Raw genomic sequence first — 15436 nt, 5'->3', positions numbered from 1 at the left:
TACAACTTTTAATTAAAATTTTTCGCCACGAATTCACGAATTATCTCAAAACAAAATTTTTAAAAATGTATTGCACTAATGAATTGGTTAATTTTAAAAGAATATATGAATTTGTGGCTATCAAAATGATCAATAGAGTTAAACCTTTTCAGAAAAAAGCCATAAATTAGTAGTACAAATGTTTATAATTATGGAAACTATTATAGATCGAGATATTGCCAAAGTAAAAGCTCTCAAGAAAATGAAGCAAAATGCTTTGGGGCTTTTGGGGGTTGCCGTGCTGTTGTTTGTAATTGCTATTTACTTCAAAATTCCAATACTTCAAGCTTTTAGTGAGGCGGCTATGGTTGGAGGAATCGCCGATTGGTTTGCTGTTGTGGCGCTTTTTCGTCACCCTATGGGAATTCCGATTTGGCATACGGCAATTATTCCGACCAAGAAAAATGAAATAGGAGAGAACTTAGGGGATTTTGTTTCTGAGGAGTTTTTAGACCGAGAAAAATTGGAAATAAAACTTGACGAATTCAATTTTGCCACCAAAGCTTCAGAGTGGCTTTCGAAACAAGAAAACGCCAATAAAATTGCCAATGCGGTTGCTGTAAATATTATTCCAGGAGTTTTAAGGACTATAAAAGATGAAGATGTCAGAAGGTTTATTCAGGTTCAGTTTAAGGAAAAAATAGAAGGAATTAATTTTGGCGATTGGGTAGCGCTGGCATTAGAACCTTTGCAAAAAGGAAATTTAAAAAATCAGATGCTGACAAATCTTTTAGAAGTAATGAGTATTGAATTGACTAACAATAAGGATTTAATTAGGCAAAAAGTAAAAGCTTCAACCCCGCTTTTAAGTTTCGGATTGGCTGATAAAAGCATCACAGAAGGTGTTTTTAATGGTTTGCAAGATTTTCTAAATGAAGCTAAAAAACCTGAAAGCGCAGTACGCGTAAAAATAGACGAATACATTTTTAATTTCTTAGAAAAAGTAAAAAACTCAGAAGAAATGAGAACCAAAATCAACGATATGATTTTGGGTTTTGTTGGGAAAAAAGAGGTTCAAGATTATATTAATAGCATTTGGGATGAAATTAAATTGTCCATTACAAGCGATTTAAATAAAGGTGATAATTCTTCAATAAAAAATAGCATTTCAAATTTAATCCAGACTTTCGGAAACGGAATTAAAGAAGATCCAGTTATGATTGACAAAATAAACGGTTTTATTAAAAACGATTTGCTATCGATGCTTTTGAATAACAAAAAAGTAATAGGGGATTTGATTTCGTCAACCGTAAAAAGTTGGGACGGAAAAGAGGTTTCTGAAAAACTAGAATTGGAAATTGGAAAAGATCTTCAATATATCAGAATTAACGGAACTTTGGTTGGTGGTGTTATTGGTCTTGTGATTTATGGGGTAGAGCAGATTTATCATTATTTTATGGTTTAAGATTATCTAGAAGTGCACGCAGTTTTGTCATTTCGACGAAGGAGAAATCTCCACAAGTAACTCCGTAAAGAAAAGCCAATCTTTGTCGAGCTTCTCAGGGAGATTTCTCCTTCGTCGAAATGACAAAAAATACGCAAAAATAAAAAAGAGGCTAATTAAAAAATTAGCCTCTTTTTATATAGGAGAAAATATTTTTCTACAAAAGCGAATGACAAGTCATTGCGTTTGGCTGCTGAATTCCCATTAATTCTAAAATAGTTGGAGCGATGTCGCCTAAAACACCATTTTGGATATTTTTCAATTCTTTGTCTACTAAAATAATCGGCACTGGATTTGTAGTATGAGCTGTATTTGGAGATCCATCAGGATTAATCATAGTTTCGCAGTTTCCGTGATCGGCAATTACGATTGTCGTATAATCATTTGCAAGAGCGGCTTCGATTACTTTTTTCGCGCAAGCGTCAACAGCTTCACAAGCTTTAATTGCAGCTTCCATAATTCCGGTATGACCAACCATATCTCCGTTTGCAAAGTTTAAACAAACGAAATCAACTTCACCTTTGTTCAATTCAGGAACAAGAGCATCTGCCAACTCGTAAGCGCTCATTTCTGGTTTTAAATCATAAGTTGCTACTTTTGGAGAGTTTCTTAAGATTCTCTCTTCACCTTCAAAAGGAGTTTCTCTACCACCAGAGAAGAAGAAAGTTACGTGAGGATATTTCTCAGTTTCAGCAATTCTGATTTGTTTTTTGCCAGCTTTTTCTAAAACTTCACCAAGTGTTTCAGTGATATTATCTTTATTGTAAACTACTTTTACGTTTTGGTATGTTTCGTCGTAGTTTGTCAATGTAACATAATATAAGTTTAATTTGTGCATGTTTTGCTCATGAAAATCTTGCTGAGAAAGCGCTTCAGTAAGTTCACGTCCTCTGTCTGTTCTAAAGTTAAAGAAGATTACAACATCGCCTTCAACAATTGTAGCAAGAGGTTTTGCGTTATCATCAACAATAACAACAGGCTCGATAAATTCGTCTGTTACGTCTTTTTCGTAGCTTGCAAGAACACTTGCAACAGCATTTGTTGATGGAGTTCCAACGCCGTTAACAAGAAGATCATAAGCCAATTTTACACGCTCCCAACGTTTGTCACGATCCATTGCATAGTAACGGCCAACAATCGAAGCAATTTTTACGGGAGTATCTTTAATATAATCTTCAAGATCGTGAATGTATTTTGCACCAGATTTTGGGTCAACGTCACGTCCGTCTGTAAAAGCGTGAACATATACCTGATCTAAACCATATTCTTGAGACGCATCGATTAATCCGCGAAGGTGTGAAGTATGTGAGTGAACACCACCATCTGAAACTAATCCTAAAAAGTGTACTTTTTTATTATTGTCTTTAGCATAATTAAAAGCATCAATTAAAACTTGCTCTTTTGCTAAAGTTTTGTGCTCTACAGCTAAATTTATTTTGGCTAAATCTTGGTATACAATTCTTCCTGCACCTAGATTCATGTGTCCAACCTCACTATTTCCCATTTGTCCTTCTGGAAGACCAACATTTAACCCGTCAGTTCTAAGTTGTGCACTTGGGTAATTTTTGTATAGACTGTTTATAAAAGGAACATTTGCATTGTCTATTGCAGATACTTTAGGGTCAGGAGATTTTCCCCAACCATCTAAAATCATAAGGATAACTTTTTTGTTCATTGCATTTTTGTTTTCTACAAATATAAGGCATTTCTAAAGTTTGAAAACTGAGCTATGTTACATTTATGTTTAATAAAATGAACTATAAAAAAAAATATTGATTTAATTGAAGAAGCCTTTATTTTTTAAAATTAATTCACGCTAAGCTCTTTTTTGGACTTTGTTTTTGACAGCATTATAGTCAATAAAGTATTTTGATGCTGGTAGAAAAGGCTTGTTTTAAAGCATCATTGTTTAATAATCTGAAAATTATGCTCGAAATCTTCTCAATAACTTCTTCAAAATTAGTGGAATTATATGTTTTGAATTCAAATCTTTCATTTTTTTTTAAAGAAAATGGATGAAATGTTGCCTTTTTGAGTGTAAGATAAAATCTTACAGAAATACGGTTTAATGTTAAAATTTAAACAAAAAACACCTGAAAATCAGGCTTGTATTTTGCGCGGTATGATTTTTTTATATTTTTGCGATACCCAAATTTTTGTTTAACCTAAAGAAATTCAATGATTTACAAAATTTATCCGTTATTTGTGTTTTTGCTATTGTCTTTTGGAAAAGATTCAAAAAGCACACCAGACCTTAAAAAAAATGCCACTGTAAAAGCGATTGCCAAAGTCGAAAAAGTCACAGTAGATTCTAAAATCGAGAGCGTTTATAATTCATTAAATTCTAACAACTTTAAAATGCCTGAACTTAAAACTTTCTCGGAAGCTTTAAAAGGATTTTATTTGTTGAAAGAAAGAGGAGTAATTAAGAAAGATATCTTAACACTGATCGATTTCAGTTTGTCATCAAACACAAAACGTTTGTGGGTGATTGATTTAGCTAGCAATACCATTTTGTTTAATTCGCTTGTTGCTCACGGAAGAAATACGGGAGAAGAATTTGCTTCAACATTTTCAAATCTTAATTCGTCATTTAAAAGCAGTTTAGGGTTTTATGCAACTGGTGAAATTTACCAAGGAAAACATGGTGCCTCTTTGCGTTTAGATGGTTTAGAAGATGGTGTTAATGACAATGCTCGCGAGAGAGGCGTTGTAATGCACGGTGCAGATTATGTGTCTGAATCTTTTATTAGAAACCATAAAAGATTAGGTAGAAGCCAAGGCTGTCCAGCGGTTCCAGTTGAATTGACAAACGAAATTATTCAATTAATAAAAGACAAATCGTGTTTATATATCTATCATCCATCGAGAAGTTTCGCGATGGAGGAGAGGCTAATTTCTTAATTGCGCATATAAATCCGAATCTAAATCATAAATATCAGCTCTAAAAAGGAGCTGATTTTTTTTGCTCCATGCTGTCCAATACCATTGGTAAAGAGCGTATTTTTTAGTGATTTTGAAGCTCATGGTTTTTTTGCTGGCAATAATGGTGTCAATTCTGTCTTGAGGCCAGTTTCCGTCAACATCTAAAATGTGTTGTGCAAGTTCTATCGGATTTTCAACGCGTACGCATCCAGAACTCATAGAGCGGTTGTTTCGTCCAAAAATATTACGATGATTCGTGTCGTGCAGATAAACGCTATGGTGATTTGGAAATAAAATTTTCATCAATCCTAATGAATTATCATAGCCAGGACTTTGTACATAACGATAATTGTTTGGCTTGTTTTCATTCCATGACATCGGATTTACTACATTTCCAGAAGTATCATAAATCGTAATATTTTTATTAGCGAGATAATTTCTGTTTCTTTTCATTGCTGGAACTACATCTTCTTTCAAGATTGTCGGAGGAACAGTCCAAGTCGGATTAAAAACAACAGTTTTCAAGAAAGAAGTAATTATAGGTGTTCTTCTTTTACTGGTTCCAACAACAACATTTCTAACTAAAGTTGTGTCTTGATTTTCGACAACATTCAGGCTATAATCAGGAATGTTAATTATGAAATAGTTTTCAGCCAATTCTGACGGATACCATCTCCAACGCTCCAAATTAGCAATTATCTGTTTTTTTCTGCTTTCTTTTGAATAGTTTAAGGCACGAATGGTTCCTACTCCAATAACTCCATCCGAAGCCAAACCGTGTCTTTCCTGAAATCTTTTAACGGCTTCAAAAGTTTTCTGATTGTAAATCTGTGTCAGACTATCTTTTCCAGACATATCATTCCAATACAAAAGTCTTTTTTTAATATTTATTAAAGCAGGATTAGTATCATTTAAAACAATTTTATCAACAGACTCAATAGTTTTTACATTATCATCTGGAAAAGTATTGATGATTTCCAATGCTTTTAATAGCTCTTTATATGTTTGTGTTTTAGGCTGAATATTTTCAACAATGCTATCTAATTTGTTTTTGTTGAAACCTTTAATTAAAATAGAATTTACGTCAAATTCCTTCTCGTCCAAATCCCAATTAGTATAAAGTTTTTTAGGATCTAGTTTTCCTTTATATATATGATTAAGATATTTTTCGAAATTAAAAGTCAGCAAAATATCATACGTAGCTAAATCTTTATCATTTAGCGAAGTGATTTTACTTTCGAATTTTTTCAGCTGAGATATTTTGTAATCTTCTGGTTCTAAACCTAATTCTTCTGATTTTTCTAATTGAGCCAAAACAAAAGTCCTTTTTTGAAGATTCCCCCATACAGTTTGATTTTCAGATGCAATGTAAAATTGCTTTAAGGTTTCGTTTTTAAAAGTTCCTATTAATGCGGTGTCTATTAAGACAGTTCTCTCATCAGTAAGTATAATTGCCGGCGCCTTTTTTTTGATAATAGGAGCGGGTTCTGGGCTTTCTTTTTTGCAGCCCACTAAAAGGCAGATTACTACTAAAGAGTAAAATATTTTCATTTTATAATTTTTTAAACATCAAATAATGTTCGCCAACATCTTTTATGTCAAATGCTTCGCCTAGTGGTTGATAGTGCATTTTTTGATAAAATCCGACAGCGGCAGTTCTGGCATTGAACCAAATTAATTCTACTTGGCTTTCGGTGCAATAAGCTTCACAATGTCTTACCAAAGCCTCTCCGAATCCTTTTTTCTGATGCGTTTCTAAAACAGCCATCCCTCGAATTTGAGCTTGATTTTGAGCGGCAAATATAGGATTGATTTTTTCAAATAACGAAATAATTCCTGTTAAATTTTTATCTTCAAATAGACCAAAATGATGTGTTGATTCTAAATCATCGCCTTCAAAGACGCAACTTTCTATGGGGTTTCCTTTTCTTAAAACAGGTTGACGAACGGTATAAGTTTCATTTGATGGAATTTCTCTGATTGTAATCATGATTTTTTGAAAAAAATATTGAATTTATAACTTTTTAATTTTAAATAAGTTATAAAAAAATGTTGATTTTTATTGATTTTTTTTGCTCAAAAGCTTGTTTTGAACTGAACTTTCTTTCTATATTTGCACAACCAATGCGAAAGTAGCTCAGTTGGTAGAGCTCCAGCCTTCCAAGCTGGTTGTCGCGAGTTCGAGCCTCGTCTTTCGCTCTAAAAGTAAACACGTTTTACTTATGTGAAAATAAATTTTTTGATTTTTATTTTGTTTTAAAAATTAAATTTTTTAAGTTTGCACCCGATTAATGCGAAAGTAGCTCAGTTGGTAGAGCTCCAGCCTTCCAAGCTGGTTGTCGCGAGTTCGAGCCTCGTCTTTCGCTCTTCAAAAGCCTCAAACATTGTTTGAGGCTTTTTTGTTTTCTATTCTTTTTAAAACCATATAAGTGATTTAAGTTGAGGTAAGTTTTTGAGCTTAGGTTTTAATAAACTTATATGACTTATATGGTTTTAAAATTATTTCAGATTGCTTAAGTCGCTTTCTGGTTCTAATTCTTGCGCTTCTTGGTTTTGTTTGAACAAACGGGCAGACAAATCTCCTTTTAAAGTGATTTTTTCACCTTTTACTTCTAGCCAGCTTCCTTCTCTTAAACCTAAAACAGGAATCGAATTAAATGCATGAAATTCTTTAATTCTTGTTTCGCGAGTCTCTCCCATGTGTTTAGATTGTAAATCGGCATTAAGATAATGTGGATTTAAGTTAAACGGAATTAATCCCAATGTCTGAAAACTTGGAGGGTAAATAATAGGCATATCATTAGTAGTCTGCATTGATAAGCCGCAGATATTGCTTCCTGCGCTGGAACCTAGGTAAGGAGTGCCACTTTTTACAGTTTCAGATAGTAGCTGCATGATGTTGTTTTTATAAAGTTGAGTAACTAATAAAAAAGTGTTTCCTCCGCCCGTGAAGATTCCTTCCGCATTTTTTACAGCGTCTTGTGGATTTTCAAATTCATGAATTCCTTTAACATTGATATTGATTGTATTAAAAGCTTCTGCTGCTTTTTTTGTGTACTCATCATGCGAAATACCGCCAGGACGCGCATAGGGAATAAATAAGATTGTTTTACAATTTTTAAAATGTGTTTTTAAAGTGGGTAAAATATATTCTAAATAGTTGCCTCCGTGTAAAGTAGAAGTGCTTGCAATGATAATGCTTTTCATGATTTTTAGACTCAAAATTTGTTTGTTAAAGATATTAAAATCTCTGTTTTTGTGTGAATTTTTAATGTTTTAATTAACAAATTTTTACCAAGTCATTAATATTAAATTTGGAACGACTTAGGATATTTTTACCGTTTTAAGAATATTTTTAAATTATTTTATTTTGTTTCAGAAAATTACTTGTTTTTTAATTATTGTAGTAGGGCAGGCTTGCTGGTCACAAAGTCAGGATCGCTCTATTTTTAACGGTAAAGTGGTTTCAAATACTTCAGATTTAGAAGGGATTCATGTAATTAATGCGCAAACAGAAGAAACTGTGACAACAAATGCTTTGGGGGCTTTTTCGATTTCTGCAAAACCAGATGATGTTCTGGTTTTTTCTTCGATAAGTTTTAAAGAAAAAAGAGTTTTACTGAAACAAGAGGATTTTTCAAATCTGAATTTTTCTGTCAATCTTAGTATGATTATGTATCAATTGCAAGAAGTTGTGGTTAAGCGATATGGTAATATTAATGCTGAAAATTTAGGTATAATTCCTTCTGGACAAAAGAAATATACTGCGGCAGAGCGTAAATTGCAGACCGCAACGGCATTAAATCCGACGGCAAATAGCGGGTCAACGGCCGAAGGTTCTCTTATGGCTGGAGGCTCTATTTCTGCAGATCCATTGCTGAATTTTTTTTCAGGTAGAACGGCTATGCTTAAGAAAGAAGTTGCGGTAGAGAAAAAGGAGTTTTTTATGAGGCTTTTAGAGAATATGTTTAGTTTGGAGCACTTTGTTGACCGATTAAAGATTCCAGCAGATTATGTCAAAGGGTTTGAATATTATGCTATCGAAAATGAGAAGTTTACGGTTATTTTAAATTCTAAAAATAAAACTTCGACGGAATTCCTTTTAGGGGAATTAGCTGTAAAATATAAAGAAATGATTGCTGGTGAGAATAAATAAAATCATATCGATAAATATTCTTCTGTTTTTTGTTCAATTTGCGTTTGGACAAAAAAATGATCTCAAACAATTGGTTGGAAAAGTGGTAGAACAATCTACTCCGATTGAAGGGGTTAATGTTGTAAATAATACAACTCAAGTGGCAACAGTTTCTGATTCTGAAGGTAATTTTTTACTGATGGCCAAAGAAGGTGATGTTTTGGTTTTTTCTGCAGTAAATCTAGAACCGCAAAAGCGCAGAATTACAGCAGGAGACTTATATCCGAATACATTAGTCGTAAAAATGGAAGTTAAAGAGGTTGAGCTGAAAGAGGTTGTTGTGAATGAAAATGCGAATATAACTGCCGAAAATTTAGGAATTATTCCATATGGACAAAAAAAATACACACCAGCAGAACGAAAGGTTTATACAGCAACTTCAACATCAGTAGATAAGCTTTTAAATGCAATTTCGGGACGAACTGCAATGCTGAAAAAAGAAGTGAAAGTAGAGAAAAAAGAAATGCTTTTTAGAAAGCTTGAGTATCTTTTTGAAGAGAATTATTATACAGATCGATTGAAAATTCCTGTAGATTATATAAAAGGATTTCAATTATTTTGTGTAGATGATGCCGATTTTGCTGTATCTTTGAATACTAAAAACAAAACAATGAGTATGTTTTTAATCACAGAACTAGCAAGAAAATATCTAACAATTCTCGAAAATGAAAAATAAATTAGGAGTACTCGTTGTCTGCTTATTTTGTCAATTTGTAGTAGGACAAAACGGTTTTAGGAAACCATTGCATGGTCAGGTTATCAATGATTTTTTGGCCATAGAAAGTGGTTATGTAATGAATATTAATGCTAATACTAGGACATTTATTGGTTCTGGTGGTTTGTTTGATATTGTTGCGCAGCCAAAAGATACTTTACTATTCTCTGGCTTGACATTTCAATCAAAAAAAGTCGTTTTAACAGAAAAAGATTGTGATGAGGTTCTTTTAAAAGTAAAGCTGGATTTGGTTAACAATCAGCTTAAAGAAGTTGTAGTTCACAAAGAATTAAAGGTAAAAGCGCTACAGGGCGGTTCTCAGAAGTATGTGGACATGCAGTTTGAAGACGACAATCAGTCTGTTGCAAAAAATAATGCCATGCTTTCTGATCAGACCATAAAATATGGAACCGATTTTGTTCGAATCTTTAAAGACGTCAAAAAGCTTTTAAGTAAAAAAGACGAAGTAAGAGAAGAAGAAATTACAGATATTGCTTTTGTAGAATATGCTAAAGATAATTTTACAAAAGATTTTTATTCTAAAACACTTAATCTTAAAGATGACGAAGTAGAACTTTTCTTGATGTATTGCTCAAACGATCCGCATTCTAAAGAAATGGTAGATCCAGATCAGAAGTTTCAGTTAATGGATTTTATGATTAATAAGAATAAAGAGTTTAAGAAAGCCGAGGCTAATCAAAAATGAAAAAAAAGTTAGTTTTCCCTTTGCTGGGAGTTTTATTTGTACTGTCTTCAGCATTTGCTTTTCATAAATTTTATGTTGGTGTTTTTCAGGTAAATTATGCGGCAGAAAAAAAAATGCTGCAAATTACATCCCGCATTTTTATTGATGATTTGAATAATGCAATGGAAAAAAAGTATCACAAAAAGACATTTGTTGGTACAAGCAAGGAAACTCCGGCAGATGTTGAATTATTAAAAAAATATCTTTCCGAACATTTTTTAATTAAAGTTAATGGGCAGTCAAAAGCGATAACTTTTTTATCTAAAGAAGTTGAAGCAGATGATGTTTTGGTTTGTTATTCCAGAATTAAGGATATTGATAAATTTAAAACGCTTGAGATTTCAAATACTATTTTAGTCGATTGGAATTCAGAGCAGCAAAACATTACACATATTTCAGCATTTGATACTAAAAGAAGTGTTCTTTTTACAGAATCTTCAAGGAAAGAATTGTTAAAATATTAATGTATTGATAAAATTAATGTTTTAATTACTATTTTCACAGCCTAAAGAAATTACCATTAAATTTTTATGAAAAAACTTTCATTATTATTACTTTATCCTGCAATATTAGTAGCGCAGGATAAAGCAACAACCACACCTGCTAAACAACAGGGAAAGTACGATATGAACAAGTTTAGCCAGATGTACGATTTGTTGGCAACTCCAAATATGTTTCGTACGGCTTCTGGAGCACCTGGGCCAGCTTACTACCAACAGCAAGCAGATTACAAAATTGATGTTGAATTAGATGATAAAAATTCAAAATTAAGCGGATCAGAAACTATTACCTATACAAATAACTCGCCAGATAGTTTGGAGTATTTATGGGTTCAGTTAGATCAAAATCAAGCAAGAGCAAATACGCAGACTTCATTAGCAGAAAGTGATAAGATTAGTCAAATTTTGCCACTTGATGGTTTTTCTTCTAAATATTTGAAAAAAGATTTAGAGCGTGGTTTTAATATTGAGCAAGTTAAAGATGCTAAAGGAAGCTCAATGTCTTATACGATCAACGAAACCATGATGCGTATTAATTTAACTTCGCCTTTAAAACCTGGAGAAAAAATTTCTTTCTCTATTAAATGGTGGTATAACATTAATAATTATAGAAAAGAAGGCGGTCGTTCAGGATACGAACTATTTGAGAAAGACGGTAATAAATTATATGTAATTGCGCAATTCTATCCAAGAATGGCAGTTTATAATGATGTTGAAGGGTGGCAGAATATGCAGTTCTGGGGAAGCGGAGAGTTTGCTCTTCCTTTCGGAAACTTTGACGTAAATATTACAGTGCCTGCAGATCACGTAATTGATGCAACAGGTGAATTAATGAACAGAAGCGAAGTGTTTACTGCCGAACAAGTAAAAAGATACGAGCAAGCACAAAAATCATTTGACAAACCTGTTGTTATTGTAACACAGGCAGAAGCAGAAGCGGCTGAAAAAGGTTTTTCTGAAAAGAAAAAAACTTGGAAATTCAGTGCTAAAAATGTTCGTGATTTCGGAATTGCTTCTTCAAGAAAATTCATTTACGATGCAATGGCTGTGAAAATTGGAAACAGAACTGTAATGGCAGAATCTGTCTATCCAAAAGAAGCAAATCCGCTTTGGGGAGAAACTTCTACAATGGTTGTAGCTCATACTTTAAAAAGCTATTCTTCTCATACTTTTGATTATCCTTATCCAAAAGCAGTTTCTGTTTCTGCAGAAGATCAAGGTATGGAATATCCAATGATTTGTTGGAACTATGGTCGTCCTGACGAAAATGGTGTAACAAGCAGAGAAGTTAAAAACGGAATGATTGGTGTTATTATTCACGAAGTGGGGCACACTTTCTTCCCAATGATTGTTAATTCAGATGAGCGCCAATGGACTTGGATGGATGAAGGTTTGAACTCATTTTTAGAATATTTGGCAGAACAGGAATTAGATTCAAATTTCCCTTCAAGAAGAGGGCCTGCAAAAAATATTGTTCCTTACATGAGTGGTGACCAAAAGTTTTTAGAGCCAATTATGTCGAATTCAGAAACAATTCACCAATTTGGAAATAATGCCTACGGAAAACCAGCTACAGGTCTTAATATTTTGAGAGAAGTAGTTATGGGAAGAGAATTATTCGATCATGCATTCAGAACGTATGCAAATAGATGGAAGTTTAAACACCCAACTCCAGAAGATTTCTTTAGAACAATGGAAGATGCTTCTGCAGTAGATTTGGATTGGTTCTGGAGAGGTTGGTTCTACTCAACAGATTTCGTAGATATCGGAATTAAAGATGTAAAACAATATTATGTTTCTGATACTCCAACTGCAGACATTAAAGATGTAAAAGTTAGAAAAGGACGTTTTGGATTCGAAAAAGGGCCTTTTGTTTATTTAGTGTCTGGAGATAATGCAGAAGTAAGCGATTCTAAGAAAAAAGCTTTAAAAGTAGAAGATTTTAAACCTTTGGCAGATTATGTAGATCAGACTTTTACAGCTGAAGAAAAAGCTAGTATTAAATCTCCGAAATATTTCTATGAAGTAGAATTCAATAAACCTGGCGGAATGATTATGCCAATTTTAGTTGAGATTACTTATGAAGATGGCTCTAAAGACAATTACAAATACCCAGCTCAAATCTGGAGAAAAAGTAATGATACAGCGAGAAAAGTTTATGCTACAACAAAAGCAATTAAGAGTATTCAAATTGATCCTCAATTGATGACGGCAGATATTGATGTAACCAATAACTCTTGGCCAAAAGTGGAAACAAAGTCAAAATTTGACTAAGAAAATAAAAAATGAATAAAAAGTTCATCAGGTTTGTAAAAGCTTGATGAACTTTTTTCTTTTAATTAAATGCATTTTCAAGGACTTTTTAAGTTAATTTTAAAACTCTAAGCTGCAAAATTTAATATCTTTGCGACTACAAAATTAAAAGTTATGTTTGGTATAGGAGGAGGAGAATTAGTTTTTATATTGTTTATAGTGCTTATGCTTTTTGGTTCTGATAAAGTGCCAGAAATTGCACGTACGATGGGAAAAGCTATGGCTCAATTAAAAAATGCAACTAATGATATTAAAAGTGAAATTCAGAAAGGAGCAGAAGCAAATGGTCTTGATGCAAAATCTCTAACTGATATTACGGGCAATATCAATGCAGAAATTAATAACGCAAAATCGAATTTACTTGGAGATACAGGGAATCTTTTAGGAGATACTGCAACTGAAATCGAAAAAGTAAAAGAAGATATTGACACGCTTTCTGGACCTATTAAACGCCAAATGTAATGCTTGAAAAAATACAGGAATTAGATAAGGATCTTTTAATCTTTCTTAACGGATTAGGTTCTGAAACATACGATAGATTATGGCTTATTATTACCAATCAATTGTATTGGACGCCATTTTTCTTATTTCTATTCTATCTTATTTATAAAAAAATAGGAGGAAAACAAACTCTGTATTTATTGCTTTTTATTGCAATTCTTATTGCTTTTACAGATCAGACCTGTAATTTATTCAAACACACTTTTCAGCGTTTGCGCCCATGTAACGATCCAGAAATAAATTCAATAATTAGAGTAGTTCAGGTTAGAAAGTCATATAGCTTTTTCTCTGGGCATGCTGCCAATACTATGGCAGTTGCAACTTTCTTATTTCTTATTTTAAAGCGCTATTTCAAATATTTCGGGTTTATATTTCTATGGCCTTTAATTTTTGCTTACAGCCGAATTTATTTAGGATTGCATTTTCCGGGTGATATTCTTACGGGCTATTTCTTTGGGGCACTTTTTGGATTTTTACTTTATTTAGTTTATAGAAAGCTAAAACCACAGTATTTTCCGGGATAGAGTTTTTTTAAGGTGATAAGGTTCTGAGATACTAAGATACTAAGGTTTATATATTAATTGCCTCCAGCTTTAGCTGGAGGTTTTTTTATGGACAAATGAAAGGCTTTAGTCAAATTAAGATTATTTAATTTGGCTAAAGCCTTAGATGTTAAATTATGTTCCTCCAGCTTTAGCTGGAGGAAATTCATTAATATATTTCTCAGTTTAAAAAACTTAGTGGCTTAGTATCTCAGAACCTTAGCATCTTAAAAAAATTACAATACCCTAGAAACCGTCAATCCATCGCGAATTGGTAATAAAACCGTCTCTACTCTCGGATCATCTTTTAAAAGCTGATTGTATTCTAAAAGTACTTTGGTGCTAACATCATTTGGATGAACAGGTTCCAGGATTTTTCCGCTCCATAGAACATTATCCGATAAAATGATTCCGCCCTTATTCATTTTAGGTACAATCATTTCCCAGTAATTCAAATAGTTTTCCTTATCAGCATCAATAAAAACCAAATCAAATTTTAAGTCTAAATCTGGAATAATGTTTACTGCTTCACCTAAATGCTGAAAAATTTGTGCTCCCCAAGGTGACGCATCAAAATATTTTCGCTGAAAATCGATCAATTCTTCTTTGATGTCAATAGTATGTAGTTGCCCGTTTTCTTGCATTCCTTCGCATAAGCATAAAGCTGCGTAACCTGTATACGTTCCAATTTCTAGAATATTAACTGGACGAATCAATTTTGAAAGCATGCTTAAAACACGGCCTTGAAAATGACCGCTGAGCATTCTTGGTAAAAGTATTTTTTGATACGTTTCTTTATTAAGTTTTGCTAACAATTCTGGTTCGTTTTCAGAATGCTGTTCGATGTAATCTTCTAGTTCTTGAGATATAAAATGCATGTTGAAGTATCTTGTAATTTGAAAACAAAAATACAAAAATATCTGCTTGCGATTAGGCATAAAAAAAACCATTCGTTTTGCGAATGGTTTCTGTTAGGATTTAGATGAAGTTTATTTTTTCAAAGCCGCATCTACATCTTTTGCTGTTTTTACAGTTCCGTCTTTTGCAGCTTTTGCAGCATTTTCTACTTTTTCAGCTCCTTTTTTAGTAGCGTCTTTTACATCCGTTGCTGTTTTTTTTGCAGCATTTTCAACATCATTAGCGGCTTTTTTGGTAGCGTCTTTTACATCATTTGCAGCATTTTCTGTAGCATCTTTAGCTTTTGTAGCGGCACTTTCTGCTTTACTTACAGCACTGTCTTTTACTTCTTCAATATCTGTTGTTAGAGAATCAACTTTGTTGCCTAGTGTTAGTTCATCTTCTGCAGGTTTGTTTTCTTTTTTATCGCATGACTGAACAGCAAATGCTAATAAGGCAATAATAGCTAAACTTAAAATTTGTTTTTTCATAATTACATTTTTTTAGGTTGATGAAACTTAAAGGTTAAATGGCTGAAAATAAAATTACAAATTTTAAAATGATTGAGCTCTTTGTAAGATTATTTTTCTTTTAAGAGCTAGACAATTCTTGTGCCAAAA

15 protein-coding genes and 2 tRNA genes are annotated in these 15436 nt (G+C 32.9%); 11 read left to right on the top strand and 6 right to left on the bottom strand.

Annotated elements, in window-relative coordinates; genetic code table 11:
- The first annotated feature begins 190 nt into the window (after window positions 1-190).
- Entirely contained in the window at window positions 191-1444 is a 1254-nt protein-coding gene (locus AAYQ05_RS09825) for a DUF445 domain-containing protein (RefSeq protein WP_343543007.1), read from the top strand.
- Window positions 1445-1640: 196 nt separating this feature from the next.
- Here AAYQ05_RS09825 and gpmI read toward each other — a convergent pair whose 3' ends face one another.
- Window positions 1641-3158: a 2,3-bisphosphoglycerate-independent phosphoglycerate mutase gene (gene gpmI / locus AAYQ05_RS09820; RefSeq protein WP_177210842.1), complete on the bottom strand. Its 1518-nt coding sequence runs from the start codon at window positions 3156-3158 to the stop codon at window positions 1641-1643.
- A gap of 503 nt (window positions 3159-3661) precedes the next feature.
- Between gpmI and AAYQ05_RS09815 the strand changes: the two genes are divergently transcribed.
- Window positions 3662-4387 carry a murein L,D-transpeptidase catalytic domain family protein gene (locus AAYQ05_RS09815; RefSeq protein ID WP_343543006.1) on the top strand — a complete coding sequence of 242 codons (726 nt, stop codon included), beginning with the start codon at window positions 3662-3664 and terminating at the stop codon, window positions 4385-4387.
- Here AAYQ05_RS09815 and AAYQ05_RS09810 read toward each other — a convergent pair.
- Together AAYQ05_RS09810 and AAYQ05_RS09805 are read right to left on the bottom strand one after the other, a co-directional pair.
- Entirely contained in the window at window positions 4376-5959 is a 1584-nt protein-coding gene (locus AAYQ05_RS09810; protein WP_343543005.1) for a L,D-transpeptidase family protein, read from the bottom strand. The genes AAYQ05_RS09815 and AAYQ05_RS09810 overlap by 12 nt on opposite strands.
- Window position 5960: 1 nt before the next feature.
- Window positions 5961-6398: a GNAT family N-acetyltransferase gene (locus AAYQ05_RS09805; RefSeq protein ID WP_343543004.1), complete on the bottom strand. Its 438-nt coding sequence runs from the start codon at window positions 6396-6398 to the stop codon at window positions 5961-5963.
- 136 nt (window positions 6399-6534) lie between these two features.
- Between AAYQ05_RS09805 and AAYQ05_RS09800 the strand changes: the two genes are divergently transcribed.
- Both AAYQ05_RS09800 and AAYQ05_RS09795 read left to right on the top strand, forming a co-directional pair.
- Window positions 6535-6607 (top strand) — tRNA-Gly (locus AAYQ05_RS09800).
- 94 nt (window positions 6608-6701) lie between these two features.
- Window positions 6702-6774 (top strand) — tRNA-Gly (locus AAYQ05_RS09795).
- A 133-nt stretch (window positions 6775-6907) separates the two neighbouring features.
- Here AAYQ05_RS09795 and pepE read toward each other — a convergent pair.
- Entirely contained in the window at window positions 6908-7615 is a 708-nt protein-coding gene (gene pepE / locus AAYQ05_RS09790; RefSeq protein ID WP_343543002.1) for a dipeptidase PepE, read from the bottom strand.
- 163 nt (window positions 7616-7778) lie between these two features.
- Between pepE and AAYQ05_RS09785 the strand changes: the two genes are divergently transcribed.
- The 7 genes from AAYQ05_RS09785 to AAYQ05_RS09755 all read left to right on the top strand — a co-directional run bounded on the left by AAYQ05_RS09785 (window position 7779) and on the right by AAYQ05_RS09755 (window position 13901).
- Complete coding sequence (locus AAYQ05_RS09785; RefSeq protein ID WP_343543000.1) at window positions 7779-8564, top strand: carboxypeptidase-like regulatory domain-containing protein; 786 nt, start codon at window positions 7779-7781, stop codon at window positions 8562-8564.
- Window positions 8551-9279: a carboxypeptidase-like regulatory domain-containing protein gene (locus AAYQ05_RS09780; protein WP_343542999.1), complete on the top strand. Its 729-nt coding sequence runs from the start codon at window positions 8551-8553 to the stop codon at window positions 9277-9279. Before AAYQ05_RS09785 ends, AAYQ05_RS09780 begins: the two co-directional genes overlap by 14 nt.
- Window positions 9269-10024 carry a BamP family beta-barrel-assembly machinery protein gene (bamP, locus tag AAYQ05_RS09775; protein WP_281631239.1) on the top strand — a complete coding sequence of 252 codons (756 nt, stop codon included), beginning with the start codon at window positions 9269-9271 and terminating at the stop codon, window positions 10022-10024. The genes AAYQ05_RS09780 and bamP overlap by 11 nt, the downstream gene beginning before the upstream one ends.
- Entirely contained in the window at window positions 10021-10527 is a 507-nt protein-coding gene (locus AAYQ05_RS09770; RefSeq protein ID WP_343542996.1) for a DUF6702 family protein, read from the top strand. The genes bamP and AAYQ05_RS09770 overlap by 4 nt, the downstream gene beginning before the upstream one ends.
- Window positions 10528-10593: 66 nt before the next feature.
- Window positions 10594-12837, top strand: coding sequence for a M1 family metallopeptidase (locus tag AAYQ05_RS09765; protein ID WP_343542994.1), 2244 nt, complete (start codon window positions 10594-10596; stop codon window positions 12835-12837).
- 153 nt (window positions 12838-12990) lie between these two features.
- Window positions 12991-13338: a Sec-independent protein translocase subunit TatA/TatB gene (locus AAYQ05_RS09760; RefSeq protein WP_281631241.1), complete on the top strand. Its 348-nt coding sequence runs from the start codon at window positions 12991-12993 to the stop codon at window positions 13336-13338.
- Window positions 13338-13901, top strand: a complete 564-nt coding sequence (locus AAYQ05_RS09755) for a phosphatase PAP2 family protein (protein WP_343542991.1) — start codon at window positions 13338-13340, stop codon at window positions 13899-13901. The genes AAYQ05_RS09760 and AAYQ05_RS09755 overlap by 1 nt, the downstream gene beginning before the upstream one ends.
- A gap of 254 nt (window positions 13902-14155) precedes the next feature.
- On the opposite strand, the gene AAYQ05_RS09750 is transcribed toward AAYQ05_RS09755, so the two are convergent.
- Both AAYQ05_RS09750 and AAYQ05_RS09745 read right to left on the bottom strand, forming a co-directional pair.
- Complete coding sequence (locus AAYQ05_RS09750) at window positions 14156-14797, bottom strand: O-methyltransferase (RefSeq protein ID WP_343542990.1); 642 nt, start codon at window positions 14795-14797, stop codon at window positions 14156-14158.
- A gap of 111 nt (window positions 14798-14908) precedes the next feature.
- Window positions 14909-15307, bottom strand: coding sequence for a hypothetical protein (locus AAYQ05_RS09745; RefSeq protein WP_343542988.1), 399 nt, complete (start codon window positions 15305-15307; stop codon window positions 14909-14911).
- Window positions 15308-15436 lie beyond the last annotated feature (129 nt).

Source organism: Flavobacterium movens (assembly GCF_039581425.1).
Lineage (GTDB): Bacteria > Bacteroidota > Bacteroidia > Flavobacteriales > Flavobacteriaceae > Flavobacterium > Flavobacterium luteolum.
The sequence above is the reverse complement of the archived record's forward strand: the minus strand, read 5'-3'. Positions and strand labels throughout refer to the sequence as shown.